The following is a 15,243-nucleotide window of genomic DNA, read 5'->3' on the forward strand; positions in this document are numbered from 1 at the left end:
CATAGCGCAATCGGCGGTTCTTGACATCAATTATCCCGTGGGTTAATTGTAATTAACCTATGGGTTAATTAGCTATGACGGCTCTCGGCCTTGCTCATCTGACGGCCCTGGACCTTGCGCCTGCCGCGCTTGTGGCCGAGGCCGCGCGTGCCGGCTTCAGCTTCATCGGCCTGCGCGTGATCCCTGCGACTGCCGGCGGACCTGCCTATCCGACGCGGTTGGGAACGGACGCGCACCGCGAGCTCAAACGCTCTCTCGCCGGCGAGGGGGTGCGACTGAACGAGATCGAGTTCGTTCAACTCACGCCTCGCATCGACATTCCGGCGCTCGCGGGCCTGTTCGAAGCCGCAGCCGATCTCGGCGCTGTGGCGGTCACGGCATCGGGGGATGACGACGATCCGGTCCGCCTCACCGCGCATTTCGCCGATCTCTGCGACCTCGCGCAGCAATTCGGCCTGCGTGTCGATCTGGAGTTCATGCGCTGGCGCGCGATTGGCTCGCTGCCGCAGGCCGCGGCGATCGTGCGTGGCGCGGGCAAGGCCAACGGCACCATTCTCGTCGATGCGCTGCATCTCCATCGTTCCGGCGGCAAGCCGGGCGACTTGATATCGATTCCCGCGCACTATTTGCGCGCCGCGCAGATCTGCGACGTCGTCGCGGATATGCCTGCGAGCGATGCCGCCATCATCGCTGAAGCGCGCGAAGGCCGGTTGCCGCCGGGCGAAGGCGCCTTGCCGCTCGGCGAGCTCCTCGAAGCGCTTCCGGTGGACGCGAGCCTCAGCGTCGAGATGCCGTTGCCGGCCTTGGCGGTGCGGCCCCGGCTCGCCACCGCGCTCAACGCCACCAGGCGCCTGCTCGAGCATCGGGTACGGGGAGCGTCGCGGCCAGACCATCGCCGCGAAGCCGGCGGCCCAATCCAGATACGGACGACGTGAGATGAAGAACATCACCATAGGCGTCATCGGCGCGGGACTGATCGGGCGGAAGCACCTCGCCAAGCTGGCCGGGCGCGGGGACTATGACCTCGTCGGCATCGCGGACGTGAACTCCGACCGGGTCGCAGCCGATTATCCCGGGACCCCTGTCTTCGCCGACTACAGGAAACTGCTCGACGAGGCGCGGCCGGAGGCCGTGATCATCGCCTCGCCCAACCAGCTTCATGCCGAGCAGGGCATCGCATGCGCCAGGCGCGGCATTCACATCCTGATCGAGAAGCCGGTCACGGATACGGTGGAGACCGCGGCAAGCCTGATTGCCGAGGTGCGCAAGGCCGGCGTCCAGTCGCTGGTCGGGCATCACCGCCGCCACCATCAGCAGGTCAGGACGCTGAAGGCAGTGTTGGGGGAACGGCGGATCGGCGATGTCGTCGGGGTGTCGGCGATCTGGGCCACCCACAAGCCGGCCGCTTACTTCGAGATCGCGCCGTGGCGCTCACAGGCCGGCGGCGGACCGATCCTGATCAACCTCATCCACGAGATCGACTTCCTGCGCTTCACCGTGGGCGAGATCGTCGCCGTGGAAGCGATTGCGTCGAACCGCCAGCGCAGCTTTGCGGTCGAGGATACCGCCGCGGCGCTGATCGAATTCGACAGCGGCGCGCTCGGCACGTTTTTCATCAGCGACAGCGCCGTCTCGCCCTGGACCTCCGAGCAGGGGCTCGGCGAGGCCCCCGAATTCCCGTTCAGCGGCGAGAGCAGTTATCGCTTCCTTGGCCGAGCCGGGTCGATCGAATTTCCGGCGCTCGTGCAATGGTCGCAAGCCGGCGGTGCGCAGGACTGGAACAAGCCGATCCAGGCCCAGCGCATCCATGCCTCCTCGATTGATCCCTACGTCGCCCAGCTCGACCATTTCCGCGACATCATTCGCGCCAACGTGCGGTCGTTGCAGCCGGTCGAGGACGGCGCGCGAAGCCTGATCGCGACCCTGGCAGTCGCCGAGGCGGCCGTCGGTGGACGACGCGTCGACCTGCGCCATCGCTACGAAACGCTGGCAAGTCCGTTTGTACCGGCAACGCCAGACCAGCAAAGGGTTTCCTGAGCGCAAACACATTCACCGCCGCTCGGCGGACCAGGATGGGCAGAGCCGCGGCGCGATCTCAACGACGCCGGCAAAAGGGCCGCCCGGAGGGAGGGAACGAGGTGAACTACACGTTCGATTTTGGCCCCGTGCTGGACGGACTTCCGGACCTGCTGTGGGGCTGTGCCGGCACGCTGGAGCTTGCGCTGTCCGGCATGGTGCTTGCGCTTGCGATCGGGATCGGCGGCGTCGTGCTGCGCGAATCCCGCGCCTTGGCGCTGCGCTGGCTCGTCATCGCCTTCGTGGAGGCGATCCGCAACACGCCGTTCCTCGGGCAGATCTATTTCATCTTCTTTGCGCTGCCGCTGGTCGGCGTTCGCCTCGATCCGACACTGACCGCGATCATCGCGCTCGGCGTCAACGGCGGGGCCTATGCGATCGAGATCATCCGCGGTGGCGTGCAGTCGATCAACAAGGGGCAGGTGGAAGCCGGTCTCGCGCTCAGCCTGAGCCGGGCGCAGGTATTCCGCCTGATCGTGCTGAAGCCGGCGCTGCGTGCGATCTATCCGTCGCTGACCAGCCAGTTCGTCATGCTGACGCTGACGACCAGCATCGCGTCTGCGATCTCGGCCTATGAACTGACCTCGGTCGGGCAGACGATCGAGACCAATACCTTCCGCAGTTTCGAGGTCTATGGCGTCGTCACGCTGCTCTATTTCGCCATGTCGTGGATGCTGATGCAGATGTTCGCGCTGATCAACGCGCGTTACTTCAGCTATCCCGTGAAGTGAGGGGCGATGGACCGGAATCAGTTCCTGTTTCTGCTCGGTGGCCTCAAATGGACACTTGCGTTGTCCGCGATCGGCTTCGTGGTCGGCTCGATCGCCGGCCTCGGCGTGGCGCTCGCGCGCACGTCGGGCCACCGCGCGCTGGAGCGCGTCGCGGCCGGCTACATCGCCTTGTTCCAGGGCACGCCGCTTCTGATGCAATTGTTCGTGGTCTATTACGGGCTGGCGCTGGCGGGCCTCAAGCTCGATGCCTGGGTTTCGGTCTCCATCGGCTTCACGCTGCATTCCGGCGCGTTCCTCGGCGAAATCTGGCGCGGCGCGATCGAGGCCGTGCCGAAAGGCCAGGTCGAGGCCGCCAAGGCGCTGAGCCTCAACTACGGCTCGCGGATGCAGGATGTCGTCCTGCCGCAGGCGATCCGCATTTCGCTGCCGGCGACGATCGGATTTCTGGTCCAGCTGATCAAGGGAACGTCGCTCGCAGCGATCATCGGCTTCACCGAATTGATGCGGGCCGGGACCATCGTGTCCAACCAGAACTTCAAGCCGCTGCTCGTCCTCGGCTTGGTGTGCGCCCTCTATTTCGCCATCTGCTGGACGCTGTCGCTCGTTGGCGCGCAGCTTGAACGCCGGATGGCCGTCGCCGCGCGATGACGAGGGCAACAACAGACAACAGGACGAGGACAGAGGAGGGAATGATGACCAACGCAAGGACCACAGGACTCAACCGGCGTCGTCTGCTGGCGCTCGGAGCGGCGACGATCGCCTCGCCATTCGTGCTGACGCGCGCCGCTTATGCGGTGACGCCGTCGGAGATCAAGGCGAGGGGCAAGGTTCTGATCGGCATCCAGGGCGATAATCCGCCCTGGGGATTTGTCGATGCGACGGGAAAGCAGGATGGGTACGATGCGGAGATTTCGGCGCTGTTCGCCAGGGAGCTCGGTGTGCCCGCCGAGTTCACGCAACTGGCGGTCGCCAATCGTATCCCGGCCCTGACCTCCGGTCGTGTCGATATCCTGTTCGCGACCATGGCCATGCTGCCGGAGCGGGCCAAGGCCGTGCAGTTCTCAAAACCCTATGGCGCGAACATCATCACCTTCATCGCGCCGAAGGAGTTCGAGATCAAATCTCCGGCAGACATGGGCAAATACGTCATCGGCGTCGCGCGCGGCAGCGTGCAGGACAGCGACGTGACCAAGGCCGCGCCGTCGGGCACGACCATTCGCCGCTTCGACGGCGACGCGCCGACCATGCAGGCCCTGCTGTCCGGTCAGGTCCAGGCGGTCGGTGGCAACATCTTCTACGTTCCGCGCCTCGATGAATCGAAGCCCGGCTATTACGAGAACAAGCTCGAATTCACGAAACTCTACAACGGCGCCTGCACCCGGCTCGGAGAGAAGGAGATCAACGCCTTCGCCAACGACTTCATTGAGAAGATCAGGGCCAATGGCGAGCTGGCGAAGATCTATCAGAAGTGGATGAATAATCGGCTGCCGGCTTTCCCCGACACCATTCCCGGTATTCCCTTCAACGTCAGCTAGGCAGGGAGAGAGCGCCATGCCGGGTGTAGCCGCGATGGAAACTGCTCCAGAGCCGATGATCGCCATGCGCGACGTCTGCAAATGGTACGGCACCTACCAGGTCCTGACCGAGATCAGCCTGACGGTCCGCCCGGGCGAAAAAATCGTTCTGTGCGGGCCGTCCGGTTCGGGCAAGTCCACCCTCATCCGCTGCATCAATGCGCTGGAAGCGTACCAGCGCGGCGAAGTCGTCGTCGCCGGCACGCGGCTGAACGACGCTGCCGGCTCGGTCGATGCCGTGCGTCGTGAGGTCGGGATGGTGTTCCAGCAATTCAACCTGTTTCCGCACATGACCGTGCTGGAGAACTGCATGCTGGCGCCGATGCGCTCCCGGGGTGTGCCGCGGGCGAAAGCCGAAGAGACCGCGCGCCGTCTGCTCGATCGGGTCAGAATAGGGAACCAGGCCGAGAAATATCCGGCTCAGTTGTCGGGCGGCCAGCAACAGCGCGTTGCGATTGCGCGCGCGCTCTGCATGGAGCCGAAGGTGATGCTGTTCGACGAGCCGACCTCCGCGCTCGACCCCGAAATGGTCAAGGAGGTCCTCGACACCATGATCGGGCTCGCGACGGATGGTATGACCATGATCTGCGTCACCCATGAAATGGGGTTTGCGCGGCAGGTCGCCGATCGCGTGATCTTCATGGCCGATGGCAGGATCGTGGAGGAGGCCGAGCCGGAAAGCTTCTTCAGGAATCCGCAGCACGATCGCACCAGGAAGTTTCTGGGAGAGATCCTGGCGGCGCATTGAGTCGGGGATGGGTCCGATGGTCGCCTGCACGCCACCCAGGCGCTCGACGCGAACTGCCGTCGCTATGTCGCGATCGCCGATCGTGGAGACGCGCGTTCCCGGGTGACCGGCTGTGTCCCCCGAACATGGCCCCGCTCTTGCCGGCGAGTATGATGGATTGGTATGAACATCATACTCGGAGGGGTGACGTGATTCAGTCAGGTGGTGTCGCGAGGCTGGCGTTCGAGCCCGGCGTGCTGTTTGGCGGGCTGATCGCCGCCAACATCGCCGCATGGGCCTTCGCCTTCGCGATGTTCGGCGACCGGCCCGCGGTGATGGCGACCGCACTGCTCGCCTGGGTGTTCGGCCTGCGTCATGCCGTCGATGCCGACCACATCGCCGCGATCGACAATGTCGTGCGCAAGCTGATGCAGGCGGGCGATGCGCCGCGCAGCGTCGGCCTGTATTTCGCGCTCGGCCATTCCACGGTCGTCCTGGCCGCGACCACGCTGCTCGCGCTCGGCGTCGTGAGCCTCGGCGGCGACAGCCTGCTGAAGGAGATCGGCGCCCTGATCGGCACCTCGGTATCGGCGCTGTTCCTGCTGGTGATCGCGGCGATCAATCTCGCCATCTTCGTCGGCCTGTGGCGGATCCTGCGCGAGGTGCGCGAGCAAGGCATTCATGACGCCGCGCAGCTCGAGGCGCTGCTCGCGGCCCGCGGATTCCTGGCGCGCTTGCTCGGCCCGATGTTCCGCCTCGTCACCAAACCCTGGCACATGTATCCGCTTGGCCTGCTGTTCGGGCTCGGCTTCGACACCGCGACCGAGATCGGCCTGCTCGGCATCTCCGCCACCGAAGCCGCGCGCGGCGCCTCGCTCGCGCATGTGCTGGTGTTCCCCGCCCTGTTCGCCGCCGGCATGGCGCTGGTCGACACCGCCGATTCCGCGCTGATGGTGAGCGCCTATCGCTGGGCCTTCGTCGATCCCTATCGCAAGCTCTGGTACAACCTCACGATCACCGGCGCCTCGATCGCGGTCGCGCTGTTCATCGGCGGCATCGAGGCGCTGGGGCTCGTCGGCGACCGGCTCGGCCTGTCCGGCGGGCTGTGGTCGCTGGTCGAGGCCATCAACGACTCCCTCGCCAATTTCGGCTTCGCCGTGATCGCGCTGTTCGCGCTCGCCTGGCTCGTCTCGGTCGTGCTCTATCGCCGTATCGCTCCGGGCGCCCGGCGGCGCATGGTCGATCCTGACGCGCTGAGCAGGGACGCCGCGGCGGGGTGATCGCACCTGAGTGTGTCGCAACGGCAACAATCGGCGATTTTCCGCGATCCGCGATCAGATCCAAATTCCTCGCGCTCTTGCGAACAACCAACTCGCTCCAACATAGCGTCCGGTAAAGTTCACACGCCAGGGGGCGGGTGAAAGAGACGGCTGTCGACAGCGAGTGAGCATCATGCGCGGGTTCTTCCGAATCGCATTCGTTCTAACTGCCCTGTGGCTTCCTGCTCATCCGCACGCGTCCCAGGCCCACGCCATCATCGTCTCGTCCTCGCCGGCGACCGGCGCGACAATATCCGGTGACACCGTCGCGATCCGCCTGCACTTCAACGGCCGGATCGATCACGCCCGCTCGAAATTGACGCTGCTGGCACCGGACGGTGCGTCGCGCGCGCTGAGGCCGGCTTCCGATGCGCCCGCCGACGAGCTCAATGCCGATGAGACGCTGCTGCCGGCGGGGACATGGCACCTGCGCTGGCAGGTTTTGAGCGTCGACGGGCACATCACCCGCGGCGACATTCCGTTCACCGTCCGCTGAAACCACGGCCGTGTACCTGCTCCTCGACATCTTCGGCTATCTGTCGGTGGTCCTGCGGGGCCTGATCCTGATCGCCCAGTCGTTCACCCTCGGCGGTCTCGCGTTTCAGCTGTTGCTGTGGGGGCCGCTGCAGCCGCAGCTCTCCGTCTTCGGCCTCTCGATCGAGGAGCGATGCCGCGCGTTCCTGCGGTTCAGCGCCGTCGCATGGGCGCTCCTCACCGTCGCCTCGCTGGCGCTCAACGCGGCCGCGCTCGTCGGAACGCTCCAGGTGCCCTGGAGCGAAGCGGTCACTGCCGATTTTGGCCGCGCTGACCTCGTGATCGCGGCTTGCGCAGCCGGCATCGCCGTCCTGACGAAAGGCCCCGCGCACCGGGTGCGGTCGGCCGCGCTTCTCGCCCTGTCGGTGCTGGCGCTCGCGATGCAGACCCGGCTCACGCATGCGGCCAGCCGGCCGGATGTGCGCTGGCCGCTGCTGCTGTCCGACGCAGGTCACATGGCGGGGGCGGCCGCCTGGATCGGCGGTCTGCCCTATTTCCTGATCGCGCTGAACGGCTGCAAGGACGCCGGTGACTGGCGCCTCATTGCGCGCCGCTATTCGTTGATGTCGATGGCGGCGGTCGCGGCGATCGTCTCCGGTGGTCTGGTCATGGCGGCGAACTATATCGGCTCCGTCGCGGCGGTCTACGGCACCGCCTATGGCGTCATGACACTGGCGAAGGTCGGGCTGCTCTTGATGCTGCTGATGCTTGGCGCGAGCAATTACTTCCTCGTCGAACGTCTGCGCCGCGACCCCACGACGCCGATCTTTCGCCTGAAGCGTTTCGCCGAGGTCGAGATCGGCATCGGCATCACCGTGCTGCTTGCTGCGGCGTCCCTGACGTCATTGCCGCCGGGCGCGGATCTCCCTCATGATCGCCTGGACTGGCAGGAGATCGTCGAGCGCGCCGCGCCGCAATGGCCGCCGCGCCTGACCAGCCCGGATTACGACAGACTGACCGTCGCGCAGCTCCAGGCGAAGATCACCCTGGCAGACGCCGGGCGCGCGAGCGCGCAATCGGCCTACGTTCCCGGTGAGGGCACGATCCTGCCGCGCAATGCCGAGGATATCGCCTGGTCGGAGTACAACCATCACTGGGCCGGCGTCTTCGTGGTGCTGATCGGGCTCCTGGCGCTGGTCGAGCATTTCCGCTGGGGGCGCTGGGCGCGGCACTGGCCGCTGCTCTTCCTCGCGATGGCGGCCTTCCTGTTCTTCCGCGCCGACGAGCAGGCCTGGCCGCTCGGCCCGGCGGGCTTCTTCGAGTCGCTGCGTGATCCGGAGGTGGCGCAGCATCGCATCTTCGTGCTGCTCATCGCCGTGTTCGGCCTGTTCGAATGGCGTGTGCGGCTGCGCGGCACCAAGGCCGGTCCGTCCGCCTTGGTGTTTCCCCTGACCACGGCGCTCGGCGGCGCCCTGCTGCTCACGCATTCTCATGCGATCGCCAACATCAAGGACCAGCTGCTCATCGAGATGAGCCACACCCCGCTTGCGCTCTGCGGCGTCGCCGCCGGCTGGGCCCGCTGGCTCGAACTGCGTCTCGACGGCCGGGTCAGGCGGGCGGCGGCCTGGATCTGGCCGGTCGCCTTCATCCTGGTCGGGCTGATCCTGCTGGATTATCGCGAAGCCTGAACGCGCTATCCGTCGTACTGATCCGGCCCCATCGCCCATGACGTCTGATCATGGCCGAACGCGTAGTTCCGGTTGGTGACGACAGGATTGCGATTGACCATCGGCCGCATGAACATCGGGTGGGTCGCGCTGCGCACCTCGTGCTCGACCGTGAACAGCTTCTTGCCGCTGTCGAGATCGACGATGTCGCAGAACCGGTACTGATATTGATTGTCCTCGCGCGAGATCAGGTTGCGCGCCAGCAGCTTGCGATAGGGGCCGGAGAAGTCGGTGATGTACATCTGCACATGGTGCCCGTCATACTCGCCCTGCGGCCGATCGCTCTCGCGGAACAGCAGGTGCTGGTCGCGGCCCGTCTTCACCGCCGCAACCGTGCCGTCGCCATTCCGCATGCCTGAGGGCATGCCCATGATGTCAGGATAGAAGGCGCAGATCGCCGATGCCGTTCCGATCGGCACGTCGAATTCGACATAGGGAATGCCGAGCGTGATCCGCCCGAAGCGCGCCGCGTCCGGCTCATGGACGCGCATCCGGTTGCCCCATGGGCAGACGGCCTCGACATAGTCATTGTGCTCGGCGAACGTGAATGCCGTCCCCTCGAGCTTCTTCGCGACCGATGCCAATCGCGCCAGCAACGCCTCGCGGCCCTCGATGACGAGGCCGGTATGGCCGCGCAGCACCTGCGGCCTGCCGCTCGGCAGGTGAAACTGGCTCCGCCCGGCGTTGATCCACATGTTGGTGTCGGACACCATCAGATAGGGATCGCGGGTGAGCCCAAGTCCCGTGACGTAGAATAACGTCGCCAGGCGCTGATCCGGGACCTGGATGTTGACGTGCTCGAAATGGATCGCGTTGCCGAGGTCTTCAGCGGATCGATCGAACTGTTGCGGCATGGCTGCGGCTCTGGGTGCGGGACGGACGGGTCATACTAGAGCAGAATATCGGCCAGTCGAACCGTCGGCCGATCACATCTGCTGATCGGGGCATGCCGTCGGCCACCTTGCCGCGGCAACCATTCCCTGTAATCTAGGCGGAAGACATCAAGGAAAGGGTCAATGGGGGGAGTTCTGGAAGGCGTGCGCGTCCTCGATTTCGGGCGCTATATCGCGGGTCCCTATTGCGCGACCTTGCTGGCCGAATTCGGCGCCGAGGTCATTCGCGTTGAAAAGCGCGACGGCAGCGAGGATCGCTTCGTGGCGCCGGTCGGCGCGGGCGGCGAGGGCGCGCTGTTCCTCCAGGTCAACCGCAACAAGAAGTGCATCACGCTCGATCCGATGAAGCCGGAGGGGCAGGAGGTGATGCGCCGCCTGGTTGCGACCGCGGACGTGGTCGTCGCCAACCTGCCGCCGCAGACCCTGCGCGCGATGAAGCTCGATTACGACTCGCTTCGCGCGGTCAAGCCCGACATCATCCTGACGACGGCAACCGCATTCGGCGGGCCGGGGCCCTGGTCCGACCGCGTCGGCTTCGACGGTGTCGGCCAGGTCATGTCGGGCTCGGTGTACATGACCGGCGGCGGTGATCCGCCGTACCGCGCCGCGGTGAACTGGGTCGATTTCGGAACCGCGCTGCACTGCGCGTTCGGCACGCTCGCCGCGCTGATCGAGCGCGGCAAGTCCGGGCGCGGGCAGATCGTCGAGGGCGCGCTGCTGGCCACCGCGCTGTCCTTCACCAATGCCACGCTGATCGAACAGGCCGTCATCAACGTCAACCGCGTTCCGACAGGCAATCTCGGCCAGACCGCAGCGCCCCCCGACATCTACCGCACCAAAGACGGCTGGGTGCTGTGCCAGGTCACCGGTCATCCGCTGTTCAAGCGCTGGGCCAGGCTGATGGGCGAGGAGGAGCAGTGGCTGAACGATCCGCGTTTTGCCGACGACATCAGCCGCGGCAACAACGGCCCCGTCATCAGCGAGCGGATGGCGCGCTGGTGCGCCGAGCGCACCACGCAGGAGGCCGTCGACACGCTGGGCAAGGCCATGATTCCGACAGGGCCGGTGCTCAGCCCGCAACAGGCGCTGGATCATCCGCACATTCGTGCCGCCGGCTTCATGCAGGACGTCGATTATCCGGGCTTGCCGAAGCCCGCGCCGGTGGCGCGGGCCGCCGTGCGGCTGTCGGAAACGCCGGGTGACATCGCGAGCCGCCCGCCGACGCTCGGCGAGCATACCGATCGTGTCCTCGCGGAGCTCGGCTATGACGCGGCCGCGATCGCCGCGCTCCGGCAAAGCGGCATCGTCTAGCTGGGTCGGAGAGCGGCCGCAGTTGGGTCGCCGAAGATTTCGAACGCGTCACCGCCCATTCGCAAGCGCCAACGCGGCCTTCACCGCGTTCTCCAGAATTTCCTCCGACAACTGCCTGTCGCTCACGGCCCGCGACAATTGCAGCGCGCCGACCATGGTCGCATAGACCGACATCGCGCGTCGCCGGCGCTCCGCAGCCGAGCCATCCGGCATCTGCGCCGCCATCAGCGCGATGATGTCGGACATCTTTGCGGTGAAGGCTTCACGCGTCGCGTTCGGATGCCGCGCGATCTCGGACGCCAGCGCCGCGGTCGGGCAGCCGGTCCCGGCGTGGTCGCGATGGCGCGGGGAGAGGTAGTCGCGGATCGTAGTCTCCAGCGCGATGCCGTTTTCGAGATTGTCCTTGTGCCGCTGCTCGCGCCGCTCAAGCGCATCCAGCAGCACCGCGCGCACCAGATCCTCCTTGGATTCGAAATGTGTGTAGAAGGCGCCGTTGGTCAGGCCGGCCTCGGACATGATGCCGGCGAGACCGACGGCGGCGATGCCGCTCTCGCGGAACTGCGCCGAGGCGACGTCGATGATGTGCCGCCGCGTCGCGTCCCGGTGTCCCTTGTCGTACCGCGCCAATCGCGCCTCCTTGGGAGCCGATGTCCACCCCGGCCAACGAAATCGTGAGGAGCGGGCTATTGAATTACGATCATAATATTACATTATGGCCGTAATGCAATGGGCGGCCGATTGGCGGCGGTCCGGCAGGCACGCAAGGACCATGGCCATGTCAGTCGAGGATGCCGCCGCCCCAGCCTTGCCCGCCGCGCAAGTCGCGGCCCATGCCGCGGCTCCGCTTCGCCAGGCGGCCGCGCCAGGCGCCGCCGTCACCCCAAGCGCGGCGGAGCAGCGGCGAGCGGCACTGCTGATCGCGCCGATCCTCCCCACGCTGCTCAAGCTGGCTGCGCCGACCGTGACCGTGCTGGTGGCGCAGACCGCGGTGAACATTGCCGAGGCCTATTATGTCGGGTTCCTCGGTACCGACGCGCTGGCGGGCGCCGCGCTGGTATTTCCGATCTTCATGCTGATGACCATGATGTCGAACGGCGGGTTCGGCTCTGGCGTTGCGTCCTCGGTCGCGCGCGCGGTCGGGGCGGGGCGCCGTGATGACGCCGAGGCGGCGCTGTTTCATGCCGTCGTGCTCGCCATCCTCGCCGGCGGTGTGTTCACGCTCGGCGTGACTCTCGGCGGCCCGTGGCTCTACCGTACCCTCGGCGGCCAGGGCGATGCGCTCGCTGCGGCCACCACCTATTCCAACTATCTGTTCGCCGGCGCCATTCCGGTGTGGATCGTCAACCTCCAGGCGGCGGCGCTGCGTGGCTCGGGCAACGTCAAGGTGCCCGCGCTGGTGACGCTGGTCGGCGCAATCGTGACCATCCCGGTCTCGCCGGCGCTGATCTTCGGCCTCGGGCCGATCCCGCGGCTCGGCATCGGCGGCGCCGGCGTCGCCTTCGGCCTCTATTATGGCGCGGCCATGCTGTTCCTGCTGCGCTACATGGCCTCGGGTGCGACAGGCCTGACGCTGCACATCGTGCCGCTGCGCCCAAAAATCTTCGGCGACATGCTGAAGGTCGGCATTCCAACCGCCTTCAATGCGGTGCTGACCAACCTCACCGTCATCCTCGTCACTGGCGCGGTCGGCCTGTTCGGCACCTCCGCGCTCGCCGGCTACGGCATCGCCTCGCGGCTCGATTACATCATGATCCCGCTGCTGTTCGGCATCAGCACGGCGACCCTGACCATGGTCGGCGTCAACATGGGCGCGGGCCAGACCGCGCGGGCGCGCCGGATCGGCTGGATCAGCGGCATCGTCGGCATGGTCATGACCGGGACGATCGGCCTGCTGGTCGCGATCTTCCCGACCGCCTGGCTCAATCTCTTCAGCCGCGATGCCGAGGTGGTGAGCGAAGGCATGACCTATTTGCGCATCGTGGCGCCGGCCTATGCCGCGCTCGGCTTCGGCTTCGTCACGTCCTTCGCCGCCCAAGGCACCGGGCGCGCCATGGGGCCGCTCGCCTCCTCGATCGCGCGGATCCTGATCGCGGCCGGCGGCGGCTGGATCGCGGTGGCAAGCTTTGGCGCGGGCATGGCGGGGCTCGCCACCATGGTCGCGGTGGCGCTCGCAGCCTATGCCGCGATCTGCGCCCTGGTCATGCTGTCGCCGTCGACCTGGCGGTCCGAATAGGCGCGGCTCACCTGATGCTGGCAACGCCAACGGCCGGCACCGGCAGCAGTAGCGCGTTGGTCACCAACTGTAGCGCCGTCGGGCGCCGTGAATTCGTTTTCTGTTTGGCGTCGAATGGAGAAGGTGTGGCCCGCCCAGGCCGCCAATATGGATTTCCATTTTATTGATTTCATCCTGCGGAGAAGCGAATACGGTTCCAATCATTGTCGCAGACCTACGGAGACCAAGATGTCGTTTCGCCTCCCTCTGATCCTCTCGACCGTGCTCGCCGCCTGGTCGGCCACAGCAACAGCCGAGACCATCAAGATCGGCGTGACGCCGGGGCCGCATGCGCAGATCCTCGAGGCGGTGAAGCCGATCGCCGCCAGGCAGGGGCTCGATATCCAGTTGCTCGAGTTCTCCGATTATGTGGTGCCGAACGCCGCGCTCGACGCCGGCGAGATCCAGGCCAATTCGTTCCAGAACCAGCCGTATCTGGACAACCAGAAAGCCGATCGCGGCTACAAGATCGAGGCCGTCGGCCTGACCGTGAACTTCCCGATCGGCGTCTATTCGAAGAAGCACAAGGCCTTCGCCGATATCCCGGAGGGCGGCAAGGTCTCGATCCCGAACGATCCGACCAATGGCGGCCGCGTGCTGCTGCTGCTGCGCGACAAGGGCGTGATCAAGCTGAAGGATGGCACGGGGTTCAAGCCCACGGTGCTCGACATCACCGAGAATCCCAAGAAGCTGAAGTTCATCGAGGTCGACGCCGCCCAGGCGCCGCGCGCGCTCGACGACGTCGACGCAGCCGCGATCAACACCAACTATGCAACCCAGGCGGGCCTCGATCCGGTCAAGGATCCGATCCTGCGCGAGGACCCGAAGGGACCCTATGTCAACCTGATCGCGGTTCGCACCGCCGACAAGGACAAGCCCTGGGTCAAGGTGCTCGTGGACAGCTACCATACGCCTGAGGTGAAGGAGTTCGTCCTGACCAAGTTCAAGGGGGCGGTGCTGCCCAGCTGGTAGGCAGCCGGCGTCGTATCTTCGGCAGGAATGGATGGCTCCGGGGTGGCAGCCCTGCGCGGCGGCTGCTTGCCTCGCGCTGCGGCAGCAGACATCATGCGGGCTGTTGCAACGTCGGGCGCGGTTGGCATGAAACGGTTCGCAAATCTGAAAAGACTGGGCTTCTTCACGCGGCTTCTCGACGAGGCGCCGCCGGCGGACCGCTATCGCTTTGCGGCCGAGCAGATCGTGCGCGCCGAGAAGGCCGGCCTCGATTCCGCGTGGATCGCGCAGCACCATTTTCACGAGCGCGAGGGCGGCCTGCCGTCGCCCTTCACCTTCCTGGGTTATGTCGCCGCGCAGACCTCGCGCATCCGCCTCGGCACCGGCATCGTCACGCTGCCGCTGGAGAATGCGGTGAGGGTGGCGGAGGACGCCGCGGTGCTCGACCTTCTCTGCGACGGCCGGTTCGAGCTCGGCGTCGGCACCGGCGGCAATCCGTCGGCCTTTGCCGCCTTCGGTCTCGACAGCGCCCAGCGCAACGAGATCTTCGCGCGCAATCTCGAGGTCGTCCGCACCGCGCTCGCCGGTAAGCCGCTCACCGGCGGCGACACGCTCTATCCGCAGCGGCCGCAACTGGACGGCCGGATCTGGCAGGCGACATTCTCGGTCGCCGGCGGCGCCCGCGCCGGCAAGGCGGGCGATGGCCTCCTGCTCTCGCGTACCCAGCCGCGGGCCAAGGAGGCGCCGCGCGCAACGCTGGCCGAGATCCAGAACCCGATCATCGACGCCTATCTCGAAGCGCTGCCGCCGGGACGCGAGCCGCGCATCATGGCCTCGCGCAGCGTCTTCGTCGCCGACGACCATCGTGAAGCGATGCGCCTTGCCGACATTGGATTGCGGCGCGCGCTGCCGCAATTCATGAAGGGCGGTCACCTTCCGCCGGGCGAGACGCTGGCGGAGATGATCACCGCGTTCGACACCCATGTCGGCGCCGCCGACGAGGTCATCGCCTCGCTGCGTGGCGACGCGACTCTGGAGCGGGTGACCGACCTGGTCTTCCAGGTGCATTCGGTCGATGCACCGCACCCCTATGTCCTGCGCTCGATCGAGCTGGTCGCGGACAAGGTGGCGCCGGCGCTGGGCTGGACCCGGACGGCGGCGCAAGACGTGGCGCTGGCGGGCTAAGGC

At 66.3% G+C, this 15,243-nt stretch carries 15 protein-coding genes; 13 read left to right on the top strand and 2 right to left on the bottom strand.

The features are described 5' to 3' along the window. Positions 1-74 precede the first annotated feature (74 nt). The 9 genes from AAFG50_RS09860 (at position 75) to AAFG50_RS09900 (ending at position 8,589) form a co-directional block, all read left to right on the top strand. Entirely contained in the window at positions 75-935 is an 861-nt protein-coding gene (locus AAFG50_RS09860) for a sugar phosphate isomerase/epimerase (protein ID WP_039183914.1), read from the top strand. Position 936: 1 nt separating this feature from the next. Further along, a complete protein-coding gene (locus tag AAFG50_RS09865; protein ID WP_028174211.1) occupies positions 937-2,037 on the top strand; it encodes a Gfo/Idh/MocA family oxidoreductase in 1,101 nt (366 codons plus the stop codon). A gap of 101 nt (positions 2,038-2,138) precedes the next feature. Then, positions 2,139-2,807: an amino acid ABC transporter permease gene (locus AAFG50_RS09870; RefSeq protein WP_028174212.1), complete on the top strand. Its 669-nt coding sequence runs from the start codon at positions 2,139-2,141 to the stop codon at positions 2,805-2,807. Between the two features lie 6 nt (positions 2,808-2,813). Then, the gene (locus tag AAFG50_RS09875; RefSeq protein ID WP_028174213.1) at positions 2,814-3,455 is read left to right on the top strand and encodes an amino acid ABC transporter permease; all 642 of its coding nucleotides are present in this window, start codon (positions 2,814-2,816) and stop codon (positions 3,453-3,455) included. Between the two features lie 44 nt (positions 3,456-3,499). Continuing rightward, the gene (locus AAFG50_RS09880; protein ID WP_028174214.1) at positions 3,500-4,342 is read left to right on the top strand and encodes a transporter substrate-binding domain-containing protein; all 843 of its coding nucleotides are present in this window, start codon (positions 3,500-3,502) and stop codon (positions 4,340-4,342) included. Between the two features lie 16 nt (positions 4,343-4,358). Next, positions 4,359-5,129: an amino acid ABC transporter ATP-binding protein gene (locus AAFG50_RS09885; RefSeq protein WP_074077324.1), complete on the top strand. Its 771-nt coding sequence runs from the start codon at positions 4,359-4,361 to the stop codon at positions 5,127-5,129. Between the two features lie 188 nt (positions 5,130-5,317). Then, the gene (locus tag AAFG50_RS09890) at positions 5,318-6,388 is read left to right on the top strand and encodes a HoxN/HupN/NixA family nickel/cobalt transporter (protein WP_049832519.1); all 1,071 of its coding nucleotides are present in this window, start codon (positions 5,318-5,320) and stop codon (positions 6,386-6,388) included. Between the two features lie 172 nt (positions 6,389-6,560). Next, positions 6,561-6,923 carry a copper resistance CopC family protein gene (locus AAFG50_RS09895; protein WP_342714166.1) on the top strand — a complete coding sequence of 121 codons (363 nt, stop codon included), beginning with the start codon at positions 6,561-6,563 and terminating at the stop codon, positions 6,921-6,923. Between the two features lie 10 nt (positions 6,924-6,933). Next, positions 6,934-8,589, top strand: coding sequence for a CopD family protein (locus AAFG50_RS09900; RefSeq protein ID WP_028174218.1), 1,656 nt, complete (start codon positions 6,934-6,936; stop codon positions 8,587-8,589). Between the two features lie 5 nt (positions 8,590-8,594). Here the strand turns inward: AAFG50_RS09900 and AAFG50_RS09905 are convergent, their stop codons facing one another. Then, positions 8,595-9,482 carry a hypothetical protein gene (locus AAFG50_RS09905; RefSeq protein WP_028174219.1) on the bottom strand — a complete coding sequence of 296 codons (888 nt, stop codon included), beginning with the start codon at positions 9,480-9,482 and terminating at the stop codon, positions 8,595-8,597. A 162-nt stretch (positions 9,483-9,644) separates the two neighbouring features. On the opposite strand from AAFG50_RS09905, the gene AAFG50_RS09910 reads away from it, so the two are divergent. Next, positions 9,645-10,832 (top strand): CoA transferase, encoded by a 1,188-nt coding sequence (locus AAFG50_RS09910; protein ID WP_028174220.1) that lies wholly within the window; start codon positions 9,645-9,647, stop codon positions 10,830-10,832. 48 nt (positions 10,833-10,880) lie between these two features. On the opposite strand, the gene AAFG50_RS09915 is transcribed toward AAFG50_RS09910, so the two are convergent. Next, positions 10,881-11,459, bottom strand: coding sequence for a TetR family transcriptional regulator (locus AAFG50_RS09915; RefSeq protein ID WP_028174221.1), 579 nt, complete (start codon positions 11,457-11,459; stop codon positions 10,881-10,883). A gap of 148 nt (positions 11,460-11,607) precedes the next feature. Here AAFG50_RS09915 and AAFG50_RS09920 point away from each other — a divergent pair, with 148 nt between their 5' ends. The 3 genes from AAFG50_RS09920 (at position 11,608) to AAFG50_RS09930 (ending at position 15,240) form a co-directional block, all read left to right on the top strand. Then, positions 11,608-13,065, top strand: a complete 1,458-nt coding sequence (locus tag AAFG50_RS09920) for an MATE family efflux transporter (protein ID WP_028174222.1) — start codon at positions 11,608-11,610, stop codon at positions 13,063-13,065. Positions 13,066-13,293: 228 nt separating this feature from the next. Continuing rightward, complete coding sequence (locus tag AAFG50_RS09925) at positions 13,294-14,076, top strand: MetQ/NlpA family ABC transporter substrate-binding protein (RefSeq protein WP_028174223.1); 783 nt, start codon at positions 13,294-13,296, stop codon at positions 14,074-14,076. 126 nt (positions 14,077-14,202) lie between these two features. Further along, the gene (locus tag AAFG50_RS09930) at positions 14,203-15,240 is read left to right on the top strand and encodes a putative FMN-dependent luciferase-like monooxygenase (protein ID WP_028174224.1); all 1,038 of its coding nucleotides are present in this window, start codon (positions 14,203-14,205) and stop codon (positions 15,238-15,240) included. Positions 15,241-15,243 lie beyond the last annotated feature (3 nt).

The organism is Bradyrhizobium sp. B039, assembly GCF_038965675.1.
Taxonomy (GTDB): Bacteria; Pseudomonadota; Alphaproteobacteria; order Rhizobiales; family Xanthobacteraceae; genus Bradyrhizobium; species Bradyrhizobium diazoefficiens.

What these genes read in the sequence shown, in the direction of transcription:
- AAFG50_RS09860 (WP_039183914.1), top strand. Translation starts at nt 75, where the DNA reads ATGACGGCTCTCGGCCTTGCTCATCTGACGGCCCTGGACCTTGCGCCT.
- AAFG50_RS09865 (WP_028174211.1), top strand. Translation starts at nt 937, where the DNA reads ATGAAGAACATCACCATAGGCGTCATCGGCGCGGGACTGATCGGGCGG.
- AAFG50_RS09875 (WP_028174213.1), top strand. Translation starts at nt 2,814, where the DNA reads ATGGACCGGAATCAGTTCCTGTTTCTGCTCGGTGGCCTCAAATGGACA.
- AAFG50_RS09880 (WP_028174214.1), top strand. Translation starts at nt 3,500, where the DNA reads ATGACCAACGCAAGGACCACAGGACTCAACCGGCGTCGTCTGCTGGCG.
- AAFG50_RS09885 (WP_074077324.1), top strand. Translation starts at nt 4,359, where the DNA reads ATGCCGGGTGTAGCCGCGATGGAAACTGCTCCAGAGCCGATGATCGCC.
- AAFG50_RS09895 (WP_342714166.1), top strand. Translation starts at nt 6,561, where the DNA reads ATGCGCGGGTTCTTCCGAATCGCATTCGTTCTAACTGCCCTGTGGCTT.
- AAFG50_RS09905 (WP_028174219.1), bottom strand. Translation starts at nt 9,482, where the DNA reads ATGCCGCAACAGTTCGATCGATCCGCTGAAGACCTCGGCAACGCGATC.
- AAFG50_RS09910 (WP_028174220.1), top strand. Translation starts at nt 9,645, where the DNA reads ATGGGGGGAGTTCTGGAAGGCGTGCGCGTCCTCGATTTCGGGCGCTAT.
- AAFG50_RS09920 (WP_028174222.1), top strand. Translation starts at nt 11,608, where the DNA reads ATGTCAGTCGAGGATGCCGCCGCCCCAGCCTTGCCCGCCGCGCAAGTC.
- AAFG50_RS09925 (WP_028174223.1), top strand. Translation starts at nt 13,294, where the DNA reads ATGTCGTTTCGCCTCCCTCTGATCCTCTCGACCGTGCTCGCCGCCTGG.
- AAFG50_RS09930 (WP_028174224.1), top strand. Translation starts at nt 14,203, where the DNA reads ATGAAACGGTTCGCAAATCTGAAAAGACTGGGCTTCTTCACGCGGCTT.